We start from the raw sequence: 23554 nt of genomic DNA on the forward strand, positions 1-23554 counted from the left end.
TGCCTGGTGATCCAGATGAAGTGAGATGACGAAGATGAAGCTCCTCGTGGTCGGCGCCAATGGCGGTCTGGGCAGGCAGCTGGTCACCCACTCCCTGGAGCGCGGACACCAGGTCACCGCACTCGTACGACGAGGCGCAGGGCAGGCCGAGACGCCGGGGCCGCGCATCGTGGAGGGTGCCGTGGGCGACGATCTGGCCGCCGTCCGCCGCGCCGTCGACGGGCAGGACGCGATCGTCAGCGCACTGGGCAATCCGCTCTGGCTCAAGGCACGTACCGGCTCGGCCGTGATGGCCCGCGCCACCGCGAATCTGGTGGCCGCCATGCATCTGCATCGGGTACGCCGTATCGCCATGCCACTGGCCTGGGGAAGCGGCGCCTCACGACAGCACACCGCGTGGCCGCTCAAGGCGCTGACCCGGCTGCTCATCCGCCGCGACTACCAGGACTTCGACACCGCGGAGGCGATCCTCGCCGCCTCGGGGCTCGACTTCACCATCGCCTGCTTCGGCTCGCTGACCGACCAGCCCGCCTCGCCCGCCTGGGCCGCCCACCCCGACATCAAAACCCCCTCACCCCTGGCGATCAGCCGCGCCGACCTGGCCCAGTGCCTGCTGGACGCCGTCGAATCCCCAGCCCCACCGCCAACCGCCTCTCGGTCAGCGGCGCACCGAAAGGATGACGCTCCCTTGAACCTCACGGGCAAGACCATCGTGCTGACGGGGGCGAGTTCGGGTCTGGGCGCCGAGGCCGCCCGCCTCCTCAGCGCCCAGGGCGCCGCACTGCACCTCGTGGGTCGCGACGAGAAACGTACAAGGGCCATCGGCGAGGACCTGCACGCGCCCACCTACACGGCCGACTTCACCAGCCTGTCCCAGACGCGCGGCCTGGCCGCGCGGTTGGCCCGCGCCGTGCCGAACATCGACGTACTGGCACTCAACGCCGGAGGCGTCATGCCCCCGCGCCTCACCGACGACGGGATCGACGCCAACTTCCAGGCCAACGCCCTGGCGCCGTGGCTGCTGATGACACAGCTCGCCGGGCCGCTCGGTACCGGCCGCGTCCTTCTGACCAACTCCCGGTCCCACGCCAACGCGGTCCTCTCCCCGCAGAACCTCGCGGCCGCCCTCGCGGGAGAGCCGCGTGTGACGGGCCACCGCACCTACGCCCCGGGCCAAGCTCGCCGCCGGAGTGCTGCTACGGGAGTTCCACCGCCGCAATCCGGGCGTGGACGCCGGCGACTTCCACCGCGGACGGCCGTCCGCCAGACCGGCATGGGCGAGGAGGATGGAACCCCCGCAGACGGTGGCAACGGTCATGTCCGGGCGGGCCAGCGCCTCGCGCAGCAGGCCCGGCAGATCCGTGGACCCCGCCTGGCCGGGAATCCAGCCGATGCCCCCGGCGACGCCGGGATCCAGCGAGAGACCTCCCGCGGCGCCGGGGACGACGATCACGCTTTTCTTGTTCACGTCCACGGCGGAGGTCGCGGTGAGCTTGATCGACGGGAATCCACTGACCACTTCCCGTGCGCCTTCGGCACTGACGAACTCGGTGGACACCTCTCCGCCGGAGAACTCGCCCGCGGAGTGGAAGACTTCGAAGGGACCAAGGACATCGAGGGGGTCGAAGCCGTCGTAGAGCGCGATCTGTACGTGCATGACACAAGTCCTTTGTCTGGTCATAGTCAGGAAGAGCGGTCGGTGCTACAGCGCCGGAGGCAGAAGGGGAAACCGGTCAGCCCAGCATCCGGCGCAGCGCGTGAGCGCTCGCGGTGACGGCCTGGTTGAACCGGGGGCCGAGATGGACGAACGGCAGGAAGCCGTGCGGCAGGTCCGCTTCGCGGACGGCTGTGACCGGGACGCCCGCGGAACGAAGCTTGCCGGCGTAGGACTCACCTTCATCACGCAGCGGATCGAATCCCGCCGTGACGAGGTGCACCGGCGGCGTGTCCGGGGCGACCTCACCGTAGAGGACCGACACATCCGGATCTCGCCCAGCCCGACCTCGCCGACACGGCGACCTGGAGCGCGGCGGACAACCTCACCGGCTGGCGCTGCCTGTTGGGTGATGCGGCAGGCGGCCCTGACACCCCCGCCTATGCCGCCCCCGCCCGCGCCGACGACCTGGGCACGCTTCCACCCGCTTACATCGAAACAGGTCAGCTCGACATTTTCCGCGATGAGAACATCGCCTACGCACAACGGCTCAGCCGCGCCGGGGTGCCGGTCGAGCTGATCCAGTACCCCGCCGTACCCCACGCCTTCGGCACCTTCGATCCCGCGGCAGCCGTCAGCCGCCGCGCGGTCGGCAATCGCGTACGGGCACTGGGCGCCCTGTGAGCGCCGGCCGCCGCCATTCAGGCGCTGGGCTCGGGCAGCCCAGCGTCTTGGGAGCCGGCGGTGCGCCGTCGCCCCTGGACGGACCGCTCCTCAAGCCGAACGGCGGCCGCCGTCCCCACATGGACCGCCTTCCTTATGGAGCGCGCACACATGCCATTTCCGGTGGCCCTTCCCTAGCGTGTGCGCCGAGCGGGGCAGTGTGGTGAAAACCTTCGACAAAGGGGTCGGAACATGCGGTGCCGACGAATCCGGGCAGGCGGCCGGCGGCTGTTATTCGCCCTCATGATGGCGGTGGTGGCCGGGCTGCCGACCGCCGGCGGCACCGCGTCCGCCGCCGGGCCGCCCTCCTATCTCACCCAAGAGGCGAGCTACGGCGCCGATGTGGTGACAGGCGGATGGGAGCGCGTGGAGCGCTATCTCGACACCACCGCCGGATTCCGCACCGAGGACTACCCACCGGATGGCCGCGGCGACCAGGACGGACGGCGCCTGACGTACTTCGGCGGCGTCTCCCGCCCGTACTCCGGCCGCTTCCTGCTCTACTCGGCACCCGGCTGGGACACCGGCGCCCACGCCACACCCGTGCTCCTCGTACACGGCGCCAATGACACCGCGGACCGCGCCTGGGCCAACCCGGGCGAGGCGGGCGGCTACGGCTGCGGCGCCATCTCCTGCCCGTCCACCGGACTGATGCAGTACCTGTCCGCGCGCGGGCACCGGGTCTTCGCCGTCGGCTTCGCGCACAAGCAGGGCGACAACCTGATGCAGGCGCAGGTCGTCGGCGACGCGATCGCCGTCATCAAGGCGAAGCTGGGCGTCGGCAAGGTCGACCTGGTCGGCTGGAGCAAGGGGGAGATGGCGGCCCGCGCCTATGTGTCGTCGGTGAAGCCGAGCTGGGGACGGGCCTACGCGGGCGACGTGCGCAAGCTCATCACCCTCGGCGGCCCGAACGGCGGCTACGACTACCCGTACGCCCACGGCTGGGCGCACGACTTCTCCATCTGGCCCGAGTGCGGCGGCAAGGTCAACGCCCCCTCACCGCACTCGCATATGACGTGCTACGGGACGTACACCGCGCACCCCGAGTTCTCGATGATCCCCTCCGGCGGGTACGACGACTATCCCGGCCAGCGCCAGATGCTGGCCCGCTGGGACGGCGTCTACGGAGTCGACGGCGCCGCGCAGGACTGGTACACCACGTACTACGGCGGCCAGGGCCTGTACACGGCGGGCAGCGGCATCCAGGCCGCCATCGACGCCGGCTCACTGGTCAAGCCGCTGCACAACGCCGGAGTGCCCGCCGCCGTCACCACCTACCTGCTGGCCGGCGGGTCCCCGAATGTCCTCGGCATCTTCAATGAGAACCGCGCCCCCAGCGACGGTGTCGTCTTCATCGCCAGCGCACTCGACACCACCGGCATCCCCACGGTCGGGGGCACGGCCACCATCGTCGGCGCCAACCACCTCGAACTGGGCTGGAACACCTCCGTCGCCGCCCAGGTCGCCGCCTGGCTCGCCTAGGGCTCCCGTGAAGGACCGCACATGACCACGAGTACGAACGGCGTCCGCACCCGGCGCGTGCCCACCGAGCGACTCACCGTCCAGCTCGCCGAGGTCCGGGACGAGGGGGAACCGGTCGTCTTCGTCCACGGCAACGTCTCCTCCGCCGCTTTCTGGCACACCACCCTGCCCCTGCTGCCGGACCACTACCGCCCCATCGCACCGGACCTTCGCGGCTTCGGCGGCACCGACCCACTGCCCATCGACGCCACGCGCGGCCTGCGCGACCACGTCGACGACCTCGCGGCGCTGCTGGCGGCCCTCGGGATCGACCGGGCGCATCTGGTGGGCTGGTCCATGGGCGGGGGCGTGGGTCTGCAGTATCTCTGCGACCACCCGGGCGCGGTGCGCTCCCTGACCCTGGTCAACCCGGTCTCCCCGTACGGCTTCGGCGGCACGCACGGGGTGGACGGCGCCCTCAACTCCCCGGACGGGGCCGGCTCGGGCGGCGGCACGGCCAACCCGGAGCTGGTCGCGCGGCTCGCCAAGGGCGACCGCGGGGAGGGTTCCCCGCTCTCACCCCGCGCCGTCCTGGCGAACTACTACCTCAAGCCGCCATGGCGTTCCGGGCACGAGGACGCGTACGTCGAGGCCATGCTCACCACCCGGACCGGCGACGACCACTACCCGGGCGACAGCGTGGCCTCCCCCGCCTGGCCGGGCGTCGCACCCGGCACCCGGGGAGTCCTCAACTGCTTGTCCCCGCTCCACCTCCGCCTCGACGAAGTGCGTCTGATCGACCCCAAGCCGCCGATCCTGTGGATCCGCGGCGAGGACGACGTCATCGTCTCGGACACCTCGCTGTTCGACCTGGCGCACCTGGGAGCGATCGGCGCGGTGCCGGGCTGGGACGGGACACCCGCCCAGCCGATGGTGGCGCAGACCCGCCACGTGCTGGACCGGTACGCGGCCGGGGGCGGTACGGTACGGGAGGTGGTCGTGTCCGACGCCGGGCACGCGGTGCATCTGGAGCGGCCCGAGGAGTTCGGCGCGGCGCTGCTGGAGGTCCTGTCGACGTGACGGTGTGCGTCACCGCCCTGGGCGCCGTCCGCGGCAGTATGTCCCCGGACGGTGTGGCGTCCTTCCTGGGCGTTCCCTACGCCGCCCCGCCCTTCGGCCCCCGCCGCTTCCGCGCACCGGCCCCGCCCGAGCCATGGACCGGAGTGCGCGATGCCACGGCCTACGGTCCCACCGCGCCGCACGCGCCCTACGCACCGCCGTTCGACGCCCTCGTGCCGGACGACGTCATCCCCGGTGCGGACTGCCTGAACCTCAATATCTGGACCCCCGCGCCGGAGCCGGGATCGGGTCTGCCGGTGATGGTGTGGCTGCACGGAGGGGCCTTCTCCAACGGTGCGGGTTCGGCGTCGGCGTACGACGGCAGCGCCTTCGCCCGCGACGGGGTCGTGTGCGTCACCCTCAACTACCGCTTGGGCGCGGACGGCTTCCTGCGTCTGCCCGGCGTCCCCGACAACCGCGGCCTGCTGGACCAGGTGGCGGCCCTGAACTGGATCCGCACCCATATCGCCGCCTTCGGGGGCGATCCCGATCAGGTGACCGTCTTCGGCGAATCGGCGGGGGCGATGAGCATCGGCGTCCTGCTGTCCAGCGGCAGGGCACGCGGCCTGTTCCGCCGGGCGATCCTGCAGAGCGGCGCGTGCCACCACTTCCTGCGCCCCGCCTCGGCGGCCCGGATCGCCTCCCGCCTTGCCGCGAAGCTCGGCATCGAACCGGCCCCGGACGCCTTCGCCGCGGTCCCCCTCGCCGACCTCCTCCCCGCGCAAGCGGAACTCCGCGCCGAGATGGGCGCTCGCCCCGACCCGGCGCTGTGGGGCGAGGCGGTGCTCAACATCATGCCGTTCGAACCGGTGGCGGCCGATCTTCCCCTGCCCGGCCCCGACTGCGGCGTCGACCTCCTGATCGGCAGCAACAGCGAGGAATACCGCTTCTTCCTGGTCCCCACGGAGCGCCTGGAAACCGTCTCCGAAGCGGCGCTGCGTGCCGGAACAGCCGCCTACGGCCTGGACCCGGACCAGGCGCTCCCCCTCTACCGAGCCGAACGCCCCGGTGCCACCCCGGGCGAGCTCCTGGCCGCGGTGGCGACGGACTGGTTCTACCGGATCCCCGCCATCCGCCTGGCCGAGTCCGTCCCGGGCTCGTACCTGTACGAGTTCGCCTGGCGCTCCCCGCGATTCCGCGCCGCCCTCGGCGCCTGCCACACGCTGGAGCTGGCCTTCGTCTTCGACCGTCTCCAGGACCCGTCCTACGGCCCGATCCTCGGCGACCGCCCGCCCCAGGACCTCGCGGACGCGATGCACGGAGCGTGGGTCTCCTTCGCGAAGACCGGCGACCCCGGCTGGCCCGCGTACGACACCACCACCCGCGCCACGAGGGTCTTCGCCGCGGACCGCGCCCTGCGGGACGACCCGCGGAAAGCGGAGCGACGGCTCTGGCAAGGCGTGCGCTGAGCGCTCCGCGCGAAGTGGCGCGAGGTGCGGTCGTTCATCCGCGGCTGCGTCGTGGCTGGTCGCGCAGTTCCCCGCGCCCCTTCGGGGCGCAACCGAACCGCACCGGACTTCGGTGAAACCGTTTAGGGGCCGTCTCCACGGATCACCGGCACCGGCCCGTGCGGCGAGTTCGTCGTAGACGGCCTGGTCATGGACGGGGACCGGGCTGGTCTCCTGCTGCCCTTCTCGCCACGACGTCACCTTCCGAGCATTGCCTATACCAGTCAGACCACAGTATGGTCTGTGGCGTAACTGGTCTGCGAAAGAGTTGACCGAGAGGGAGTTCCTCCTGTGCGGGTGTCGCCGATCGTCTTCCCGGACCCAGAGACCCTGGGACGCAAGCTGGCCGTGGAGATCGCCGTGGAAATCGAGGATGCCGCGCGAGCGGGGCGGCCGTATGTGCTCGGGTGTCCGGGCGGACGCAGTGCCGCCAGCACATACCGGGCGCTCGCGGACGAGGTGGCCGCGCGGAAGCTGGACCTGGGGCACGTCGTCATCGTGATGATGGACGAGTACGTGGAGGCCACCCCGCTGGGTTCGCACGGCTGGGAGTACCGCGCGATCGACTCCGGACTGCCGCACAGCTGCCTTCGCTTCGGGCGGGAGGAGATCGCCGGGCCGATGAACGCCGCGGCGGGCCCGGGACGGGGGATCGCACCGGAGCGGCTGTGGGGGCCGGATCCGGCCGATCCCGAAGCCTATGACCGGCGGATCGCGGAGCTCGGCGGGATCGATCTGTTCCTGCTGGCCTCCGGGGCGGGCGATGGGCACATCGCCTTCAACCCGGTGGGCAGCCCGGCGGACTCGCGGACCAGGGTGGTCCGGCTGGGCGAACAGACCAGGACCGACAACCTGGCGACCTTCCCGACGTTCGGCGGGTTGGACGACGTTCCCGGCCACGGTGTCACGGTCGGCATCGCCACCATCCGTACGCAGTCCAAGCGGGTGGTGATGGTGGCCCACGGCAGCGACAAGGGCAAGGCGGCGGCACGGCTCGCCCAGGCGGAAGGGTACGAGGCCGACTGGCCGGCCACCGTCTTCGCCGACTGCGCACACCCGCGGCTCTATCTCGACCAGGCGGCGGTGGCCGCCTCAGCGGCGCTCACCTCGCTCTGAAGCCGCAGCTCACACCGGAATCCCAAGCTGAATCACCAAGAGATCCTGGAGGATCGATGGCTCGCGTCAAGATTGCCTACCTCGGTGGTGGGTCCTCGCGTGGAGCGGGGACCATGGCCTCCTTCATGCACCACGGCAAGGAGTTCGACGGCTCGGAGTTCGTGCTGATCGACCTCGACCAGGACCGACTCGACGTGGTCCGGACGCTCACCGAGAAGATGGCCCGCAACGCGGGCCTCGACATCACCATCAGCACCGCGACCGACCAGCGTGAGGGCCTGCGCGACGTCGACGCCGTGCTCAGCAGCTACCGTCCCGGCGGCTTCGAGGCCCGTGCGCTGGACGAGCGGATCCCGCTCAAGTACGGGGTCATCGGCCAGGAGACGCAGGGGCCGGGCGGCATGATGATGGCGTTGCGTTCGATCAACATCATCAAGGAGGTCTGCGCCAATCTGGCCGAGGTCGCCCCCCGCGCCCGGATCTTCAACTACACCAACCCGGTCAACATCGTCTCCCAGGCGGTCTCCGACTACACCGACATCCCGATCGTCTCCTTCTGCGAGGGCCCGATCGTCTTCCCGCCGGTCGTCGCCAAGGCCGCCGGGCTCGACCCGGACAAGCTCAAGGCGAACCTCGTCGGCGTCAACCACAACTGCTGGTCGAACGAGGCGACCTACGACGGGCAGGACGCCTTCCCGATCCTGCGCGAGCGCTACGAGGCGCTCAAGGACAAGCCCACCGAGGACCGCAACGGCATGCGTGCGCTGCACCTGGCGGTGGCGATGGAGTCCATTCCCTCGGACTACTTCAACTACTACTACTTCAAGGACGAGATCCTGCGCGAGCGGCAGCTGGCCGCCAAGACCCGCTCCGAGGTCATCCTGGACTCGCTGCCCGACTACTGGGAGCACTACCGGGAGCAGGCCGCCTCCGACGCCCCGCAGCTCGAGAAGGACCGTTCGCGCGGCGGGATCCACGAGCTGGAGCTGGCCATCGAGGCGATCAGCGCGTTCTACAACGACGCCCCGGCGCGTCTCCCCTTCAACATCACCAACACCGGTGGCTGGCTGCCCGGGTTCGAGGAGTCGACTGTCGTCGAGCTGTGGGGCACGGTGGACGGCGGGGGCTTCCACCCCGAGCAGCAGAAGCCGCTGCCGCACTCGGTGCGCGGCATCGTCCAGCAGCTGGCCGAGTACCAGATCCTCACCGCCAAGGCGGCCTGGGAGGGGACCGCCGCGGACGCCGTCCGTGCCATGACGGCCAATCCGCTCGTGCCCTCGCTGCCGGTGGCCGAGGCGCTGTACGCCGAGCTGGCCACGGCGCAGCGGGCCTGGCTGCCGGAGCGTCTGCTGCCGTGACACGGGAGGCAGACCCCGCGTCCGCGCTCTACCTGGGCGTGGACGCGGGCAACAGCAAGACCGCGGCCCTGGTGTCCACCACCTCCGGTGAGGTGGTGGGCGCCGGGCGTTCGGGGTGTGGGGACATCTACGGGGCGCCGACCCCCGAGGTCGCGGTGTCCGAGGTGCTGGCGGCGGTGCGGGCGGCCCTGGCCCAGGCCGGGGCGGAGTTCCGGGCCGTCCGGAGCGTGGCCTTCCGGCTGGCCGGGGTCGACTGGCCCGAGGACCAAGGCTACTGGGACGCGGCTCTGACGCGACATTGTCCCGGCGTCCTGACCAGGCGCAGCATCCTCAACGACGGCTATGCCGCCATCCGGTGCGGCGACGCCCGGGGCGTCGGCATCTCGGTGACCGGCGGGACGTCGGGGGCGATCGCCGCCCGCGGGCCGGGCGGCGAGCTGTGGGACATGGGCTGGTGGGGCCAGTACGGCATGGGCGCCACGGGCCTGGCGAACGAGGCGTTCCGGGCGGTCTTCCTGGCCGAGTTGGGGCTCGGCCCGCCGACCGCCCTGACCGAAGCCCTGCTCGCGCACTACGGCAAGCCCACCGTGGCGGCCCTCAACCACTGGCTGACCCGCCGTGAGGCGCGTGCCTCGGGCCGCGAGCGGACCAGTTGTGCGCGCGTGGTCGCGGCGGTCGCCGCGACGGGTGATCCGGCGGCCGTGGAGATCGTCCGGGCCCAAGGACGCCATCTGGCCCAGTACGCCGGGGTGGCCGCGCGGCGCACCGGGCTGGCGCGGGCGGGAGGGCCGGTGAGTGTCGTGCTGTCGGGCTCGGTCCTGATGGCGGAGGGCTCTCCGGTCGCCGACGCGCTGTTCGCGGAACTGCCCGAGCATGTCCCCGGAGCGGTGCTGCACCGCGGCTCCCTGCCACCGGTGGCCGGGGCGCTGCTGGACGCCCTCGCCGAGGGCGGGGTGGCGTTGGCCGACCCGGTGGTGGCCGACGCCGTACTGGAGAAGGTGACGGGGAGTCTGCCACCCCGGGAGTTCCTGGCCACTTGAGACGCGCCGCCCCGGCATCCGCCGCCGGGGCGGCGTCAGGGGTGCACCGGGCGGAACGTCAGGGGTGCACCGGGCGGAACGTCAGCGGCGCACCGGGCGGAACAGGTCGGCCTGGAAGCGGTAGGCATCGCTGCGGTAGACCATGCGGCCGGTCAGCACCAGCGAGCCGTCGTCGGCATAGGTCAGCTCCTCGCCGATCAGCACCGGGTCGCCCGGCTCGATGTCGAGCAGTTCGGCGGTGGCCTGGTCGGCGGCCGCCGCGTGGACCGTGTAGGAGCTGCGGGCGATACGCAGCCCGCAGTCCTGCTCCAAAGTCTCGTACAGGGAACGGTCGGTGAGGTCGATCTCGGCGAGCCGGGGTGCGAGCGCCAGGACCACCACGCTGGAGTCCACGCACACCGGCACGCCGTCCATGCTGCGCAGCCGACGCAGTTCGAGGACCCGGGAGGCGGGGGCGACGGACAGCTGCTCGGCCTCTTCGAAGGTGGCCGGACGGGCGCGGCGGCGCAGCACCTCGGACTGCGGGCGCAACCCGCGGGCACGCGCCATCTCGGAGAAGCTCTGCAGGGTGCTCGGCGGTTCGCCGACGACGTTGCGGCGGACGAACCAGCCGCGCTGCGAGGAGCGTTCCAGCTTGTTCTCCTCGGCGAGCCGGCCCAGCGCCAGGCGCAGGGTGGAGCGGCTGACTCCGAGATCCGCGGCGAGATCCCGCTCCCCCGGCAACCGGCTTCCCGCCGCATAGACCCCGCGGCGCAACGCCTCGCTGAGTCGGCGGTAGGTCTGCGCAACGGCGGCCCCCGCCTTGGTGTCCTCCACGCTCGTCATGCCCATTACGTTACCAAGACTGGTCTGCCGAGTGGGAGTAAACAAACCAGCTTCCTACATCTGGACTAAGTGGTCTGCTGCGCCTAGGCTCGCGAGCATCCGGACTTTCGGGACACCCCATCGAGGACAGGAGACACCGTGGTCTCGCACCGCAGAACTCGACGGATCGCCGGAGCGCTGACGCCTTTGGCGGCGGCCGGCCTGCTCGCCGGCTGCATGCCGGGCACCAATGGCAACAGTGCGGACAACTCCGCGAAACCAGGCGCGGTCGCCACCGATCCAGCCGCGATGGGCAAGGTCACGTTGCACATACTGGACTACTTCACCGGCGATCCCGACAACGCCTGGATGAAGGATGTCGTCAAGGCATTCGAGAAGAAGTACCCCAACATCACCATCGAGCGGAACTCGCTGCCCTGGGACCAGGTGATGGCCGCCCTGCCGCTCAAGCTGAAGTCCGCCAACCCCCCGGACATCGTCCCGGCCAACAACGGCTGGCAGTCGCTGGGAACCCTCGTCCGCGGCGGGCTGGTGCTCAATCTGGACAACTACGCCAAGGCCTACGGATGGGAGCGGTCCTTCCCGCGGTCCATCCTGAGTGAGCACGAGTTCAGCCCCGACGGCAAGCAGATGGGCACCGGCTCGATGTTCGGCGCCCCGGTCGCCCGTGCCTCGCTGATCGAGGTCTACTACAACCGGGCCCTGCTCAAGAAGATCGGCGCCAAGGTCCCGCACAGCTACGCCGAATTCCAGGCCGCTCTCGCCAAGGCCAAGGCGGACGGCATCGCCCCCATCACGGTGGGCACCTCGGACCAGGTCGGCATCACCATGCCGCTCTTCTCGCTGATGGACGCCTTGGGCGCGCAGAGCAAGATCTCCGACTTCGTCTACTCGCAGGGCAAGGTGAAGATCTCCCAGACCGGCTTCCCGCAGGCGGTGTCCGCCTTCAAGCAGTGGGCCGACAAGGGCTACCTGGTCAAGGACTACGCCGGGACCGCCGCGGACGACGCCGCCCAGTCCTTCGTCAACGGCAAGGGCCTGTTCCACTTCAACTACTCGGGCTCGCTCCCGTTCAAGCCGGGGCAGTCCAAGGGGTTCGGTTCGTTCGTCCTGCCCCGTACGGACGGCGGCAAGCCGGTGGCCACGGCCTCCTCCGCGACCAACTTCTCCATCGCCTCGAAGTCCAAGCACGCCGACGCCGCCGCGGCCTTCCTCGACTTCGCCGCCAGCGAGGAGGCGGCCAAGCTCGCCGTCGGGCACGAGACGATGCCGCTGCTGCACCCGGATGTGCAGGCTCCCGCGGGGAATCCGCTGTTCAGCGACGATGTGGCCATCGCCGGGCAGATCTCCACGGAGGGCACATCCGTGCCCTATCTGGACTGGACCACGCCGACGATGCTGGACACCATCAACCGCGCCATGCAGAACACGCTGGCCGGGAAGTCCACGCCGAAAGCGGTGGTCGACGCCGCCGACAAGGACGCCACCGCATTCGTGAAGAGCCTGGCGAGGTAGGGCATGGCCACACTCAACGAAAGCCGCGCCTCCGAGGCCGCCGCCGCGCCCGCCACCGCGTCCGCGGGCGGCGAGGCCGTCCATACCCCGCGGCGCACGAACCGCGCCCGGTCGTCGTCGGGCCGGCGCCGCTGGCTGGGGCTGGTGTACCTGGCCCCCGCACTGCTGATCTACGCATGCGTGGTGCTGCTGCCGGCCGGGCAGGGGGTGAATCTGTCCTTCTACCACTGGGACGGAATCACGGCGGCCACCTGGGCGGGAGTGGAGAACTACACCGACTTCTTCACCGACCCGACGCTGCGCCAGGCGGTCGGCCACACCCTGTTCTTCATCGTCTTCTTCTCCTTCCTGCCGGTCGTCCTGGGGATGACGAGTGCGGCACTGACCGCGCGCAAGGACACCCGCGGTGCCGGGGTCTACCGCTGGATCATCTTCCTTCCCCAGGTGCTCACCCCGGCCGTCGTCGCGGTGGTGTGGAAGCAGATCTACGCCCCGGACGGGCCCCTCAACAGCGTCCTCAGCGCCTTCGGCCTGGGCGGGCTGACCCGTGGCTGGCTGGGCGACTTCGCCTGGGCGCTGCCCGCCCTCGGCCTGGCCGGAACCTGGGGGGCGTTCGGGCTGTGCATGGTGCTGTTCGCCGCCGGAGCACAGAACATCCCGAACGAGCTCTACGACGCCGCGCGCATGGACGGGGCGGGCCCGCTGCGCGAGTTCTTCACGGTGACCCTGCCGGGCCTGCGCGGACAGCTCGCCGTGGCGCTGACGCTCACCCTGCTCGGCGCGATCAGGGTCTTCGACATCGTCTGGCTCACCACCAAGGGTGGCCCGGGAACATCCACCATCACCCCCAGCGTGGTGCTCTACAAGCGGGCCTTCAGCAATCCGGACGTCGGCGCGGCCTGCGCCATCGGCGTGGTACTTGCAGTGGTCGCGCTGATCGTGTCGCTGGCCGTGGTCAAGCTCTCCGAAGGTGACGACTGATGATCTCCACGCGGGAAAAGGTTTTCAACTACGCCTTTCTGACCCTGCTCGCCGCCGCGGTGCTCTTCCCGGTGATCTGGACCCTGGGCGTCGCGGTGAGCCCCGAGATCACCGGGTCGGTGGACCTCGGTCATATGCGGTGGTCCAACTTCGCCGATGCCTGGCAGCAGGCCGGCCTCACGCAATATCTGAAGTCCAGCCTGATCATCACCGGTACGGCGGTGGCCATCTCGACCGCGCTGGCGATCCTCAGCGGCTACGCCTTCGGAGTGCTGGGCGTGGTGGGGGAAAAGCTGCTCTTTCCGCTGCTGCTCTTCGGGATCATGATCCCCCTGGAGGCGATCGTCGTCCCGATGTACTACGACTTCCAGTCGCAGGGACTGACCGACACCTACCAGGGCATCATCCTCGCCCATGTGGGCACGGGAGTGAGCTTCGGCGCGTTCTGGATGCGCGCGGCCTTCCGCACGGTGCCCTCCAGCATCGGCGAGTCGGCTCAGGTGGACGGCGCCGGCACCTGGACCGCGCTGTGGCGGATCTATCTGCCGATCTCCCGGCCCGCGATCGTCACCTTCGTCCTGCTCAACTTCATGTGGACCTGGAACGACTACTTCCTCTCCCTGATCCTGGTCTCCGATCCGGCTCACCAGCCGATGACGCTGGGCCTGGGCGCCTTCTCCGGCCGCTATCTGGTGCACGTCAACCTGCTCGCGGCGGCGGCGGTGCTGATCTCCGTCCCGGTCGTGGGCCTGTATGTGTTCTGTCAGCGGCAGTTCATCCGCGGCATGCTCTCCGGCGCGGTCAAGGGCTGAGACATCGGCCCGTTATAAAACATATGAAACACAGAGGAATTCACCTCTTTACCGCGAATGGTTACTTGATGAATGGCTTTCAACGAGGAGGTGCCCTGGTGGCACAGGCGGAGCGGGCCCGCGAGGCGGTCGTCGAAACGGCCCTTGCCAGGCTCGATCTGAACGCGAAGGCCCGGCTCCTGGCCGGACAGGACAGGTGGTCCCTGCCCGCGCTCCCCCAGATCGGTCTGAAGTCCCTGGTCATGTCCGACGGCCCGATCGGGGTGCGCGGTGTGCGCTGGGCCGCCGACGACCCGTCGATCGCCCTGCCGTCCCCGACCGCGCTCGCCGCGACCTGGGACCAGGACCTGGCCCGCCGCGCCGGCGTCCTGCTCGCCCAGGAGGCCCGTCGCAAGGGCGTGCACGTCCTGCTCGCCCCCACCGTCAACCTGCACCGCTCCCCGCTCGGCGGCCGCCACTTCGAGGCCTACAGCGAGGACCCGTACCTGACCGGCGTCATCGGCGCCGGCTATGTGAACGGCGTCCAGTCCGGCGGCGTCGGCACCACAGTCAAGCACTTCGTCGCCAACGACGCCGAGACCGAACGCTTCACCGTGGACAACCTGATCTCCGAGCGTGCCCTGCGCGAGCTGTACCTGGCTCCCTTCGAGTTCATCGTCGGGAATGCCCGCCCCTGGGGCATCATGACCGCCTACAACGCGGTCAACGGCACGACGATGACCGAACACCGCCGCCTGGTGAACGAGGTCCTGCGCGCCGAATGGGGCTTCGACGGCTTCAATGTCTCCGACTGGACGGCTGCCCGGTCGACGAAGGACGCCGTCGAGGGCGGCCTCGACGTCGCCATGCCCGGCCCGACGACGGTCTACGGCGACGCCCTCGCCCAGGCGGTACGGGACGGCCGGGTCGAGGAGACCACGGTCGACGACGCCGTACGCAACGTGCTGCGGCTCGCCGCCCGCGTCGGCATCCTGGAGGGCGCGAACCCCGTCGTCACCGACCTGCCGGACCTCATCGACGGCGAGGACCTGGCCCGCGAGATCGCCCACCGCTCCTTCGTCCTGGTCCGCAACGAGCGGGAAGCCCTGCCGCTGAAGCCCGGCACGGTGGCGCTGATCGGTGCCGCCGCCCGCGACGCCCGTGTCCTCGGGGGCGGCTCCGCCACCGTCTTCCCCTCCCGGGTCGTCTCCCCGCTCGACGGCCTCACCGCCGCCCTCCCCGAGGGCACCCTCAGCTACGCCGTCGGCGCCGATCCCAGCACCGAACCCGCCGTCGCCGGCCAGGGCTTCGAGCTGCGCGCCGTCTGCCGGGGCGCCGACGGTGCGGTCCTCGGCGCCCGTGGCGTCCCCGACGGGCAGATCCACTGGAACGGTTCGGACCTCCCCGAGGGCGTCACCCCCGAAGCCCTCCACACCATCGAGCTCACCGGCACCTTCACCCCGCGCGAGACCGGCCCGCACACCTTCGGCATCAAGGGGATCGGCGCGTTCCGGCTCAGCGTCGACGGCACCACGTGCTACGACGACATCCAGCGCCTCGACAACGACGACCCCTTCGCGGGGATCTTCGACGCCCCGGTGCCCCGCGCCGAGGCCGAACTCACCGCCGGCGAACCCGTCGAGGTCTCCCTCGTCCACGACGTCGCGGTGTCCGGGGACGAGGCCCTCATGAGGGACATCACCTTCGCCCTCGCCCACCAGGGGCCGCGGCGCGACCCCGATGAGCTGATCGCGGAGGCCGTCGAGGCCGCCCGCGCCGCGGACACCGCCGTGGTCGTCGTCGCCACCACCGACCGGGTCGAGTCGGAGGGCTTCGACCGGACCGATCTGCGTCTCCCCGGACGCCAGGACGATCTCGTCCGCGCCGTCGCCGCCGCCAATCCCCGCACCGTCGTGATCGTCAACTCCGGCTCCCCGGTGGAGCTTCCGTGGCGGGAGGAGGTCGCCGCCGTGCTGCTGAGCTGGTTCCCCGGCCAGGAGGCCGGCGCTGCCCTGGCCGACGTGCTCACCGGCGCCCGGGAACCCGGCGGCCGGCTCCCCACCACCTGGGGCTCCCTCGACGATGCCCCGGTGACCCAAGTGGTCCCGGAGGCCGGTGAACTTCCCTACTCCGAGGGCGTGTTCATCGGCTACCGAGCCTGGGAGAAGGAGGGCCGCACCCCGGCCTACGCCTTCGGACACGGGCTCGGCTACACCCACTGGACCTACGAGTCCGTCGAGTCCAACGGCACCACGGCGACCGTCCGCCTCCGCAACTCCGGTGAGCGCGCGGGCCGCGAGGTCGTCCAGGTGTACCTCTCCCCCAGCGAGCCGGACGCCGAGCGACCCGCCCGCTGGCTGGCCGGCTTCGCCGGTGTCGAGGCCGGGCCCGGCGAGAGCGCCGAGGTCACCATCGGCCTCCCGCGGCGCGCCTTCGAAACATGGGACGAGAAGACCAGCACGTGGTCCCTGGTGAACGGTTCGTACGAGATCGAGGTGGGCCGCTCGATCATGGACCGTCGCCTGACGACGACGATCAACGTCTGACCCGGGACACCCCCAGATACGTGCCCCGGCCCGGGACCTGACGCCCGAGCCGGGGCACCTGCCCAGGACGGCGGGGGCCTTCCGTCGTCGCCGCGTCCGTCACCGACCGGTGGGGCCCGGACGCTCCCGGCACAGGTCGATGAACCGGTCCACCGACGCGTGCCCCGCCCGCGGCCGCCACGCCACCACCAGCGTGGTGGTCGGGACGGGCTCGACGAACCGCCGCACGCACACCCCGGGCGGGCAGAGCTTCCGCGCCCGGTGCTCGTCCAGTACGGCGATGCCGGCACGGCCCGCGACCTCACGCAGGATGTGCTCGGCGTCGGGCTGTTCCAGGACCACCCGCTGGGGTCGGTCGCCCCAGATCTGCCGCCGGATCTCGTCGTGGAACCCCGGCCCCTGCGCTCTGGGCCAGTGAACCAGCGGCAGCCCGATCACCTCGTCCGGCGAGACGCGTTCCCGGGCCGCCAGCGGGTGGTCGTCGGCCATCGCCACCACCAGCTCCTCCGCGGCGACGACCAGCGACTCCACCGTGCGGTGGCGCACCGCCGCCCGCACGAACGCCACGTCCACCTGGTCCGCTTCGAGGAGTTCCAGGTTCCGGCTCGTCCACGCGGTGGACAGGGACAGCCGAACCCCCGGGTAACGCACGCGGAACCGTTCCACCAGTTCGTGCATGTTCAGATCGGCACCGGAGCGGGTGTAGGCCACCCGCAGCACTCCGGTGGGCTGCTCCGCCGCCGCCCGAACCCGTTCGACACACAACCTGGACTCGGCGAGCACCCGCTCGCCATGCTCGCGCAGAACTTCACCGGCCGCGGTGAGGGTGATCGACTTGGTGCCCCGGTGGATCAGCGGTGTGCCGAGTTCCTGCTCCAGAACCTTGATCTGCTGTGAGAGGCCCGGCTGCGAAATGTACAGTTCCTCGGCCGCCCGGCCGAAATGGAGCACCCGCGCGAGCACCAGGAAGTACTCCAGTCGCCGCAGGTCCACGCCCGGAACATTACACGGGCCCGACCGTGGTCGCAGCCGGCGGGAACGGCCGCGGAACCGGCTCTTCCGTCGGCACCCCGCTTGTGCAACCAACTCACGCATCACATCCGAGGTTGTTCAGCGGATCTTCACTTGGTGGCGCGGGGGGACTCACCCCCGGTACTGAGGCTTACGGCACCGCCGGCGGTGTCCCGCCGCCCAGAACCCGTAAGGACCATCCTCATGTCACGCCCCCTGCGCCCGTCCGCGCTCGCCGCCGCCGCCCTGCTGCCGCTCGTGCTGACCGCCTGCGGCTCCAGCGCCGCCGGTGACTCCTCCTCCGGCAAAGAGGACCCCGGCACTCTCACGATGGCGATCATTCCCTCCGAGGATGCCAACTCGACGGCCCAGCACTACAAGCCGCTCGTCAAGCTGATCGAGGACGAGACCGGCAAGAAGGTCGTGCTGCAGAAGGCGACGAACTACGCCGCCGTGATCGAGGCCCAGCGGGCGCACAAGGCCCAGATCGCGGTCTACGGACCGCTGTCGTACGTGGTCGCCAAGAAGAGCGGTGTGGGTGTGGAGCCGATCGCCCGGCAGCTCCTCACCAAGGGCGGCACCCCCGGCTACTGGTCGTACGGCATCACCCGCGGCGGGAACAAGGACATCAGCGGTCTGTCCGACTTCAAGGGCCATAAGGTGTGCTTCGTCGACGAGAACTCCACGTCCGGCTATCTGTACCCGCGCGCCGGGCTGAAGAAGGCCGGGGTGAAGGACGACTCGTACACCAAGGTGATGGCGGGCGGCCACGACGCCTCGGCGCTCTCGGTGGCCCATGGGGACTGCGACGCGGGCTTCGCGGACAACACCATGGTCGACCAGCTGCTGATCCAGAAGGGCAAGCTGAAGAAGGGCGACCTGAAGGTGGTGTGGAAGTCGCCGCTCATCCCCAGCTCCCCGGTCGCGGTCTCCACCGACCTCAGCGGCACACTGCGCCGGCAGCTCGCCGACGTCTTCACCAAGAAGGCCAATGCCGACTATCTGAAGTCCAAGGGGTACTGCAAGGGCGACGGCTGCTTCATCTACGGCTACTGGGGTTACGTCCCGGTCAAGGACTCCGACTACCAGACCGTTCGCGATGTGTGCGCCACCACCGGGGACCCGCAGTGCAAGGCCGGCTCATGACGGCCCCCGGCCCCCGGGCCGAGACCCCGGCCGGGCCGGAGCGTGCGCAGCCGGTGATCCGGCTCACCGGCCTCACCAAGCGGTTCGGCAGCGGCCCCGACGCCCGGACCGCTCTCGACCAGATCTCCTTCGACGTCACGGGCGGTGAGGTGGTCGCGCTCCTGGGCCTGTCCGGCTCCGGGAAGTCCACCCTCCTCGCCCAGCTCAACGGGTTGCGGCGGCCCACCTCCGGCACCGGCACCGTGCTCGGCACCGACCTGGCTCGCACCGGCGACGCCGGACTGCGGGAGCTGCGCCGCCGTATCGGGTTCGTCTTCCAGCAGTTCCACCTGGTGGGCCGGCTCACGGTCCTGGAGAACGTCTGCACCGGGGCGCTCGGTTCGCTGCGCGGCCCCCGGCTCGGCCTGTTCACCTACCCGCGCTCGATCCGCGAGCGCGCCTTGGACGGGCTGGAGCGGGTAGGCCTCGCCGGGCACGCCTTCCAGCGGGCCGACACCCTCTCCGGCGGCCAGCAGCAGCGCGTCGCCGTGGCCAGATCCCTGATGCAGCGTCCCGAGCTGCTGCTCGCGGACGAGCCCGTGGCCTCGCTCGACCCCGAGTCCTCCGCCCAGATCATGCGGCTGCTCAGGGACGTCGCCGACCAGGGCCGCCTCACCGTCCTGTGCAGCCTGCACCAGGTGGATGTGGCCCTCTCCTGGGCCGACCGGATCATCGGCCTGCGCCAGGGCCGGGTGGTGATGGACCTCACCACACGCGACATCGACCGCGCCGAGGTGATGCGGCTGTACACCGAGGTCGGCGCGGATCCGGCACCCCTCCCCGCGACGGTCGCGCCATCCACGGGAACGAGGTGAGGCGTGTCCGCCATTGACCAGCGCCCCCCGCTCACCCCCACCGCCGAGTCCGGCCCGACCACCGTGCGCCGGACCCTGGCCCGTCCGGGTGTCCCGGGAGTGGCGGCCGGACTCGCCCTGCTGATCTGCCTGGCCGGTGGCGTCTGGGCCATCACCGGTCTGCGCCTGAACATCGCCACCCTCATCGACAGCGCGGGCAACGCCGTCGATTTCTCCAGCCGGATGCTGCCGCTGGACTTCCCGCCCGCGCCGGAACTGCTGGGCCTGCTCTGGCAGACCCTGGCCGTCGTCATCGCGGGCACGGCCCTCTCGGTCGTGCTGAGCGTGCCGGTGGCTCTCCTCGCCGCCCGCAACACCACGCTCAACACGCCCTGCCGGGTGATGGCGCGGGCGGTCATCGTGCTGTGCCGCGCCGTGCCCGACGTCGTCTTCGCCATCGCCGCCTTCCGGGTGTTCGGCCTGGGCGGCATGACCGGTGTCGTGGCCCTCGGTGTGCACTCCGTCGGCATGGTCGGAAAGCTCACCGCGGACGCCGTCGAGCAGATCGACGAGGGCCCGCGCACCGCGCTCAGGGCGGCGGGCGCCGGCCGGCTCCAGCAGATCACCGGTGCCGTCCTCCCCCAGGTGCTGCCCTCCCTGGTGGCCACCGCCCTGCACCGCCTCGACATCAACCTGCGCGTATCGGTGGTGCTCGGTTTCGTCGGCGTCGGCGGCATCGGCTACAGCCTCGCCACCGCCGTCAACCGGCTCGACTACCAGCGGGCCATGGCACTCGCCCTCGTGGTGCTGCTGACGTGTTTCGCGTTCGAGTCGGTCTCCGGCGCCGTCCGGCGCACCCTGCTGCCGGAGGTGACCACCCGGTCCCGTCACTCGCGGTGGCGCGGCTGGGCGGCACGGAACACCGGAGTGAAGGCCGCACCGTCGGCCGTGGCCCGCGCGCCCGGCCACGCCCCGGCCGGCACCGCCGTGGCGGGTGGCGACGGAACGGCCGCCGTTCGCCCACGGACCGGCCCGCCGTGGAACGGGGCACGGGTGCGCCGTACGGTCTGGCTGACCCTGGCCCTGGCGCTCGTCGTGGCCTCCGCCGTACGGTCCGGCGTCTCCTGGCAGGCCCTGGCCCGCGCCACCGACTCCTTCCTGCCCACCCTCGGCGACTTCCTGCCGCCCGGCACCGCCGGAACCGGCGGCACACTCCTGGACGATCTGTGGGTCACATTGCAGATCTCGCTCGCCGGCACGCTGGTCGGCCTGGTGCCCGCCGTGCTGCTGGGCGTGCTGGCGGCGGGGAACGTGGTGGGGTCGCCGCGTGTGGCGCGGTTCTTCAGGACCGTGATCCTGTGTGTGCGGGGCGTTCCGGAACTCATCCTGGCCATCGTCCTCGTCGTGGTCACCGGCCTCGGCCCGGTGGCCGGGGCATTGGCACTCGGCATCGGGTCCATCGGGCTGCTCGGCAAGCTGGTGGCCGATTCGCTGGAGGAAGTGGAGCCAGGACCCGTCCGGGCCCTGCTGGCCACCGGCGCCCGGCGGCACCAGGTCTTCTTCGGCGCGATCCTGCCACGTGCCTGGCCCGCCGTGCTCGGCCATGTGCTGTATCAGCTCGATGTCAACATCCGCTCGGCCACACTGCTCGGCATCGTGGGCGCGGGCGGCATCGGCTACGACCTGCTCAACGCCGCCCGGGTCCTGGAGTTCGGCGTGGTGACCACCGTGGTCCTGATGGTCCTCGCCGTCGTGCTGCTGGTCGAGGGCCTCGCGGTGTGGGTGCGGAAGGTGTACGCCTGACGCGACGCCTGGAGGCCGGTGGAGGCATGTGCCGACCCGGACGGCCCGCTCTGTCCCGGACAGAGCGGGCCGTCGTCGTTCCCCGTCCCGCCTCCCCTCCCGGGCCGCGCCGTCCACTCGACGCCGCCGGAACGCGGCCGGAAAGGCGAAACAAGTGTTCCCTTTGTTCACTTGCGCGCCGGGGGCCGATGAGGTGCGGACACTTGTACGGACAACTACGGGTTCCAGAGTCGAAGGCGTGGCCAAGAAGAGCAGGTACGCAGAGATAGCCGAGGTACTCGCGGCCGAGATCGCCGACCAGCCGGCCGGCACTCGCGTCTCCAGCGAGCACGAGATCGCCGCGCGCTTCGGCGTCAGCCGTGCCGCGGCCCGAGCCGCCCTCCAGGAGCTGGAGGGCCGGCTGCTGGTGCGGCGGGTCCGCGGCGCCGGCACGTTCGTCAACCGGCCGATCGACTACCTGCTGTCGCGGCGCCAGCCCCCGTCGGGGAGCCGAACCGTCGAGGAGGCGGGCGGCGTGCATCGCCGCGTGGTGCGGGATGTACGCCGCGTCGGCCTCAGCGGGGAGCACGCCGACCGGCTACGGCGCGTCGAAGGCAGTCCCGCCCATCTGCTCGTGTCGCAGACCTATCTCAACGGCCTGGTCAGCAGCTGGACCCAGGCGTGGATCCCGGTCGACCTGCTGCCCGATCTCGGCCCGGCGGTGCGCGCCGTGGAGTCGCTCGATGTGATTCTGCGCCAGATGTGCGGTGTTGTGCCGGTGCGCGCCTGGTGCCGGGTCAGCAGCGTACTGCCCCCGCCCGAGGTGGCGGCGGAACTGGATGCCGAGCGCAACCGGCCGGTCTGGCTGCTGGAGAGCATGAGCCGGGATTCCCGCACCGGAGCTCCCCTGATGTGCAGCGAGTCCTGGTCCCGACCCGACGGCCTGCGCCTCGTGATCGAACTCGACGACCTCGACTGATCGCCCGGGGCCCGGGGCCGTCGGCCCCACCGCGTCCCGCCACACCCCTACGGCCGCGACCGCGAGCGAAGCCTCGCACGCGCGGCGACCCCTGCAAGAACGTAAGGAGAACACGCGTGTCTTCGACACCGACTCGTGAACGGCGCTGTGAACTGCTCGCGGCCGCCGCCCACGAGGAGATCGTCCCGCTCGCCGAACGGCTCCTGGCCGACGGCGCCCTTCCCGAACCGACCGTCCTGAAGTCCCCCGAGACCGGCATGGTGGTCCTCCAGGTGCGCGAGCCCGTCGAGGAGACCCGCTTCTACCTCGGTGAAGTGCTGGTCACCGAGTGTTCCGTCGAGGTCGCCGGCGTGCCCGGCTGGTGCATGCGGCCCGGCGACGACCGGGTCGCCGCCCTCTCCGGAGCGCTCCTGGACGCCCTCGCCGCGGCCGGCGGCCCGGCCACCGCGGAGATCGACGCCCTGTGCGCGGCCGTGGCCGAGCGCCACGCCTCCCAGGACGCCGCGGAGTGGGCCGATGTCACCGCCACCACCGTCGTCTTCGAGGAGCTGACGTGACCGACCGAGCGGCCGGCACCGCCCCGGCCCCCGTCCACCGCGCGCCCTCCGGCGCCCCCGACGCCAAGCGCGTCCGCGCCCTGCGCCGCATGCCCCAGCAGTCCCAGCGCGACTTCACCGCGCTGCTCGATGTCCTCGCCCGGCCCGGCCGCATCCGCCGGCTCACCCTCCCGGAGGCAGCACCGGCCGCCGCCGTCGCCGGTTGCGGACTGATCGACGTAGAGGTTCCGGTGCACGTGCTGACCGGCCCCGACCCGGACTCCGCGGCCTGGGCGGAGGCGGTGTACGCCGCGACCGGCGCGCCGCGCGCGGCGCTGCCCGACGCCCGCACCGTGATCGCCCTGCGCCCGCTCACCCCCGAGGACATCGCCGCCCTGCACCGGGGCACCCCGCTCGACCCGGAGACCGGTGCCCGGCTCTTCGCCCAGGTGGACGCGGTCGGCGGCCAGGGCCCTCATGACACGGAGCTCCTCCTGAGCGGACCGGGTGTGCCGGACGGCACCGAGCGGCGCCTCGCGGTGCGCGGGCTGACCGCGGACACGGTGGCGGCGCTCGCGGCGGCCAATGCGGAATTCCCCTGCGGCGTCGACCTCTTCCTCGCCGCCGCCGACGGCTCCGTGGCCGGGCTCCCCCGCACCACCCGGGTCCGGCGCCCGGAGGAGGCCTGAG

The 23554-nt window shown here is 71.2% G+C and carries 20 protein-coding genes and 1 pseudogene; 18 read left to right on the forward strand and 3 right to left on the reverse strand.

The genetic code is table 11. From position 1 onward, the window contains the following. Positions 1–25: 25 nt before the first annotated feature. Positions 26–1774: an SDR family NAD(P)-dependent oxidoreductase gene (locus NP777_RS01575; RefSeq protein WP_256648158.1), complete on the forward strand. Its 1749-nt coding sequence runs from the start codon at positions 26–28 to the stop codon at positions 1772–1774. Here the strand turns inward: NP777_RS01575 and NP777_RS01580 are convergent. After that, the gene (locus NP777_RS01580; RefSeq protein ID WP_391858439.1) at positions 1734–1979 is read right to left on the reverse strand and encodes an alpha/beta hydrolase fold domain-containing protein; all 246 of its coding nucleotides are present in this window, start codon (positions 1977–1979) and stop codon (positions 1734–1736) included. The two genes, NP777_RS01575 and NP777_RS01580, sit on opposite strands and share 41 nt — an antisense overlap. A 29-nt stretch (positions 1980–2008) precedes the next feature. Here NP777_RS01580 and NP777_RS01585 point away from each other — a divergent pair. The 7 genes and pseudogenes from NP777_RS01585 to NP777_RS01615 all read left to right on the forward strand — a co-directional run. Then, positions 2009–2338, forward strand: a pseudogene (locus tag NP777_RS01585) (alpha/beta hydrolase fold domain-containing protein); the annotation flags it as partial. 231 nt (positions 2339–2569) lie between these two features. Then, positions 2570–3859 (forward strand): esterase/lipase family protein, encoded by a 1290-nt coding sequence (locus NP777_RS01590; RefSeq protein WP_256648159.1) that lies wholly within the window; start codon positions 2570–2572, stop codon positions 3857–3859. Positions 3860–3880: 21 nt separating this feature from the next. Continuing rightward, positions 3881–4918: an alpha/beta fold hydrolase gene (locus NP777_RS01595; RefSeq protein ID WP_256648160.1), complete on the forward strand. Its 1038-nt coding sequence runs from the start codon at positions 3881–3883 to the stop codon at positions 4916–4918. Then, on the forward strand, positions 4915–6366 hold the full coding sequence (locus NP777_RS01600; RefSeq protein ID WP_256648161.1) for a carboxylesterase/lipase family protein: 1452 nt from the start codon (positions 4915–4917) through the stop codon (positions 6364–6366). Before NP777_RS01595 ends, NP777_RS01600 begins: the two co-directional genes overlap by 4 nt. A 330-nt stretch (positions 6367–6696) precedes the next feature. Then, complete coding sequence (locus NP777_RS01605) at positions 6697–7521, forward strand: 6-phosphogluconolactonase (RefSeq protein WP_256648162.1); 825 nt, start codon at positions 6697–6699, stop codon at positions 7519–7521. Between the two features lie 56 nt (positions 7522–7577). After that, positions 7578–8879 carry a family 4 glycosyl hydrolase gene (locus NP777_RS01610; RefSeq protein ID WP_256648163.1) on the forward strand — a complete coding sequence of 434 codons (1302 nt, stop codon included), beginning with the start codon at positions 7578–7580 and terminating at the stop codon, positions 8877–8879. After that, positions 8876–9919: a BadF/BadG/BcrA/BcrD ATPase family protein gene (locus NP777_RS01615; protein ID WP_256648164.1), complete on the forward strand. Its 1044-nt coding sequence runs from the start codon at positions 8876–8878 to the stop codon at positions 9917–9919. The genes NP777_RS01610 and NP777_RS01615 overlap by 4 nt, the downstream gene beginning before the upstream one ends. Positions 9920–10000: 81 nt before the next feature. On the opposite strand, the gene NP777_RS01620 is transcribed toward NP777_RS01615, so the two are convergent. Next, the gene (locus tag NP777_RS01620) at positions 10001–10744 is read right to left on the reverse strand and encodes a GntR family transcriptional regulator (protein ID WP_256648165.1); all 744 of its coding nucleotides are present in this window, start codon (positions 10742–10744) and stop codon (positions 10001–10003) included. Between the two features lie 138 nt (positions 10745–10882). Between NP777_RS01620 and NP777_RS01625 the strand changes: the two genes are divergently transcribed. From NP777_RS01625 to NP777_RS01640, 4 genes are all read left to right on the forward strand, one after another. Next, positions 10883–12259, forward strand: coding sequence for an ABC transporter substrate-binding protein (locus NP777_RS01625; RefSeq protein WP_256648166.1), 1377 nt, complete (start codon positions 10883–10885; stop codon positions 12257–12259). 3 nt (positions 12260–12262) lie between these two features. After that, a complete protein-coding gene (locus tag NP777_RS01630; RefSeq protein ID WP_256648167.1) occupies positions 12263–13240 on the forward strand; it encodes a carbohydrate ABC transporter permease in 978 nt (325 codons plus the stop codon). Next, positions 13240–14052, forward strand: a complete 813-nt coding sequence (locus NP777_RS01635) for a carbohydrate ABC transporter permease (protein WP_256648168.1) — start codon at positions 13240–13242, stop codon at positions 14050–14052. Before NP777_RS01630 ends, NP777_RS01635 begins: the two co-directional genes overlap by 1 nt. Positions 14053–14150: 98 nt before the next feature. Continuing rightward, on the forward strand, positions 14151–16577 hold the full coding sequence (locus NP777_RS01640) for a beta-glucosidase H (protein WP_256648169.1): 2427 nt from the start codon (positions 14151–14153) through the stop codon (positions 16575–16577). A 99-nt stretch (positions 16578–16676) separates the two neighbouring features. Here NP777_RS01640 and NP777_RS01645 read toward each other — a convergent pair whose 3' ends face one another. After that, a complete protein-coding gene (locus NP777_RS01645) occupies positions 16677–17570 on the reverse strand; it encodes a LysR family transcriptional regulator (protein ID WP_256648170.1) in 894 nt (297 codons plus the stop codon). A 222-nt stretch (positions 17571–17792) separates the two neighbouring features. Between NP777_RS01645 and NP777_RS01650 the strand changes: the two genes are divergently transcribed. The 6 genes from NP777_RS01650 (at position 17793) to phnH (ending at position 23553) form a co-directional block, all read left to right on the forward strand. Continuing rightward, positions 17793–18734, forward strand: a complete 942-nt coding sequence (locus tag NP777_RS01650) for a phosphate/phosphite/phosphonate ABC transporter substrate-binding protein (protein WP_256648171.1) — start codon at positions 17793–17795, stop codon at positions 18732–18734. Continuing rightward, positions 18731–19588 carry a phosphonate ABC transporter ATP-binding protein gene (phnC, locus tag NP777_RS01655; protein WP_256648172.1) on the forward strand — a complete coding sequence of 286 codons (858 nt, stop codon included), beginning with the start codon at positions 18731–18733 and terminating at the stop codon, positions 19586–19588. Before NP777_RS01650 ends, phnC begins: the two co-directional genes overlap by 4 nt. A 3-nt stretch (positions 19589–19591) precedes the next feature. After that, positions 19592–21370 carry a phosphonate ABC transporter, permease protein PhnE gene (gene phnE, locus NP777_RS01660; protein ID WP_256648173.1) on the forward strand — a complete coding sequence of 593 codons (1779 nt, stop codon included), beginning with the start codon at positions 19592–19594 and terminating at the stop codon, positions 21368–21370. Between the two features lie 238 nt (positions 21371–21608). Further along, entirely contained in the window at positions 21609–22328 is a 720-nt protein-coding gene (locus NP777_RS01665; RefSeq protein ID WP_256648174.1) for a GntR family transcriptional regulator, read from the forward strand. Positions 22329–22444: 116 nt separating this feature from the next. Then, complete coding sequence (gene phnG, locus NP777_RS01670; RefSeq protein ID WP_164425995.1) at positions 22445–22885, forward strand: phosphonate C-P lyase system protein PhnG; 441 nt, start codon at positions 22445–22447, stop codon at positions 22883–22885. After that, positions 22882–23553, forward strand: a complete 672-nt coding sequence (phnH, locus tag NP777_RS01675) for a phosphonate C-P lyase system protein PhnH (RefSeq protein WP_256648175.1) — start codon at positions 22882–22884, stop codon at positions 23551–23553. Before phnG ends, phnH begins: the two co-directional genes overlap by 4 nt. Position 23554: the final 1 nt, after the last annotated feature.

The organism is Streptomyces rugosispiralis (genome assembly GCF_024505145.1).
GTDB classification, from domain to species: Bacteria; Actinomycetota; Actinomycetes; order Streptomycetales; family Streptomycetaceae; genus Streptomyces; species Streptomyces rugosispiralis.

Excerpts from the sequence above, each read along its gene's own strand:
- NP777_RS01575 (WP_256648158.1), top strand. The coding sequence starts at position 26 with ATGACGAAGATGAAGCTCCTCGTGGTCGGCGCCAATGGCGGTCTGGGC.
- NP777_RS01590 (WP_256648159.1), top strand. The coding sequence starts at position 2,570 with ATGCGGTGCCGACGAATCCGGGCAGGCGGCCGGCGGCTGTTATTCGCC.
- NP777_RS01595 (WP_256648160.1), top strand. The coding sequence starts at position 3,881 with ATGACCACGAGTACGAACGGCGTCCGCACCCGGCGCGTGCCCACCGAG.
- NP777_RS01610 (WP_256648163.1), top strand. The coding sequence starts at position 7,578 with ATGGCTCGCGTCAAGATTGCCTACCTCGGTGGTGGGTCCTCGCGTGGA.
- NP777_RS01620 (WP_256648165.1), bottom strand. The coding sequence starts at position 10,744 with ATGACGAGCGTGGAGGACACCAAGGCGGGGGCCGCCGTTGCGCAGACC.
- NP777_RS01630 (WP_256648167.1), top strand. The coding sequence starts at position 12,263 with ATGGCCACACTCAACGAAAGCCGCGCCTCCGAGGCCGCCGCCGCGCCC.
- NP777_RS01635 (WP_256648168.1), top strand. The coding sequence starts at position 13,240 with ATGATCTCCACGCGGGAAAAGGTTTTCAACTACGCCTTTCTGACCCTG.
- NP777_RS01650 (WP_256648171.1), top strand. The coding sequence starts at position 17,793 with ATGTCACGCCCCCTGCGCCCGTCCGCGCTCGCCGCCGCCGCCCTGCTG.
- phnC (WP_256648172.1), top strand. The coding sequence starts at position 18,731 with ATGACGGCCCCCGGCCCCCGGGCCGAGACCCCGGCCGGGCCGGAGCGT.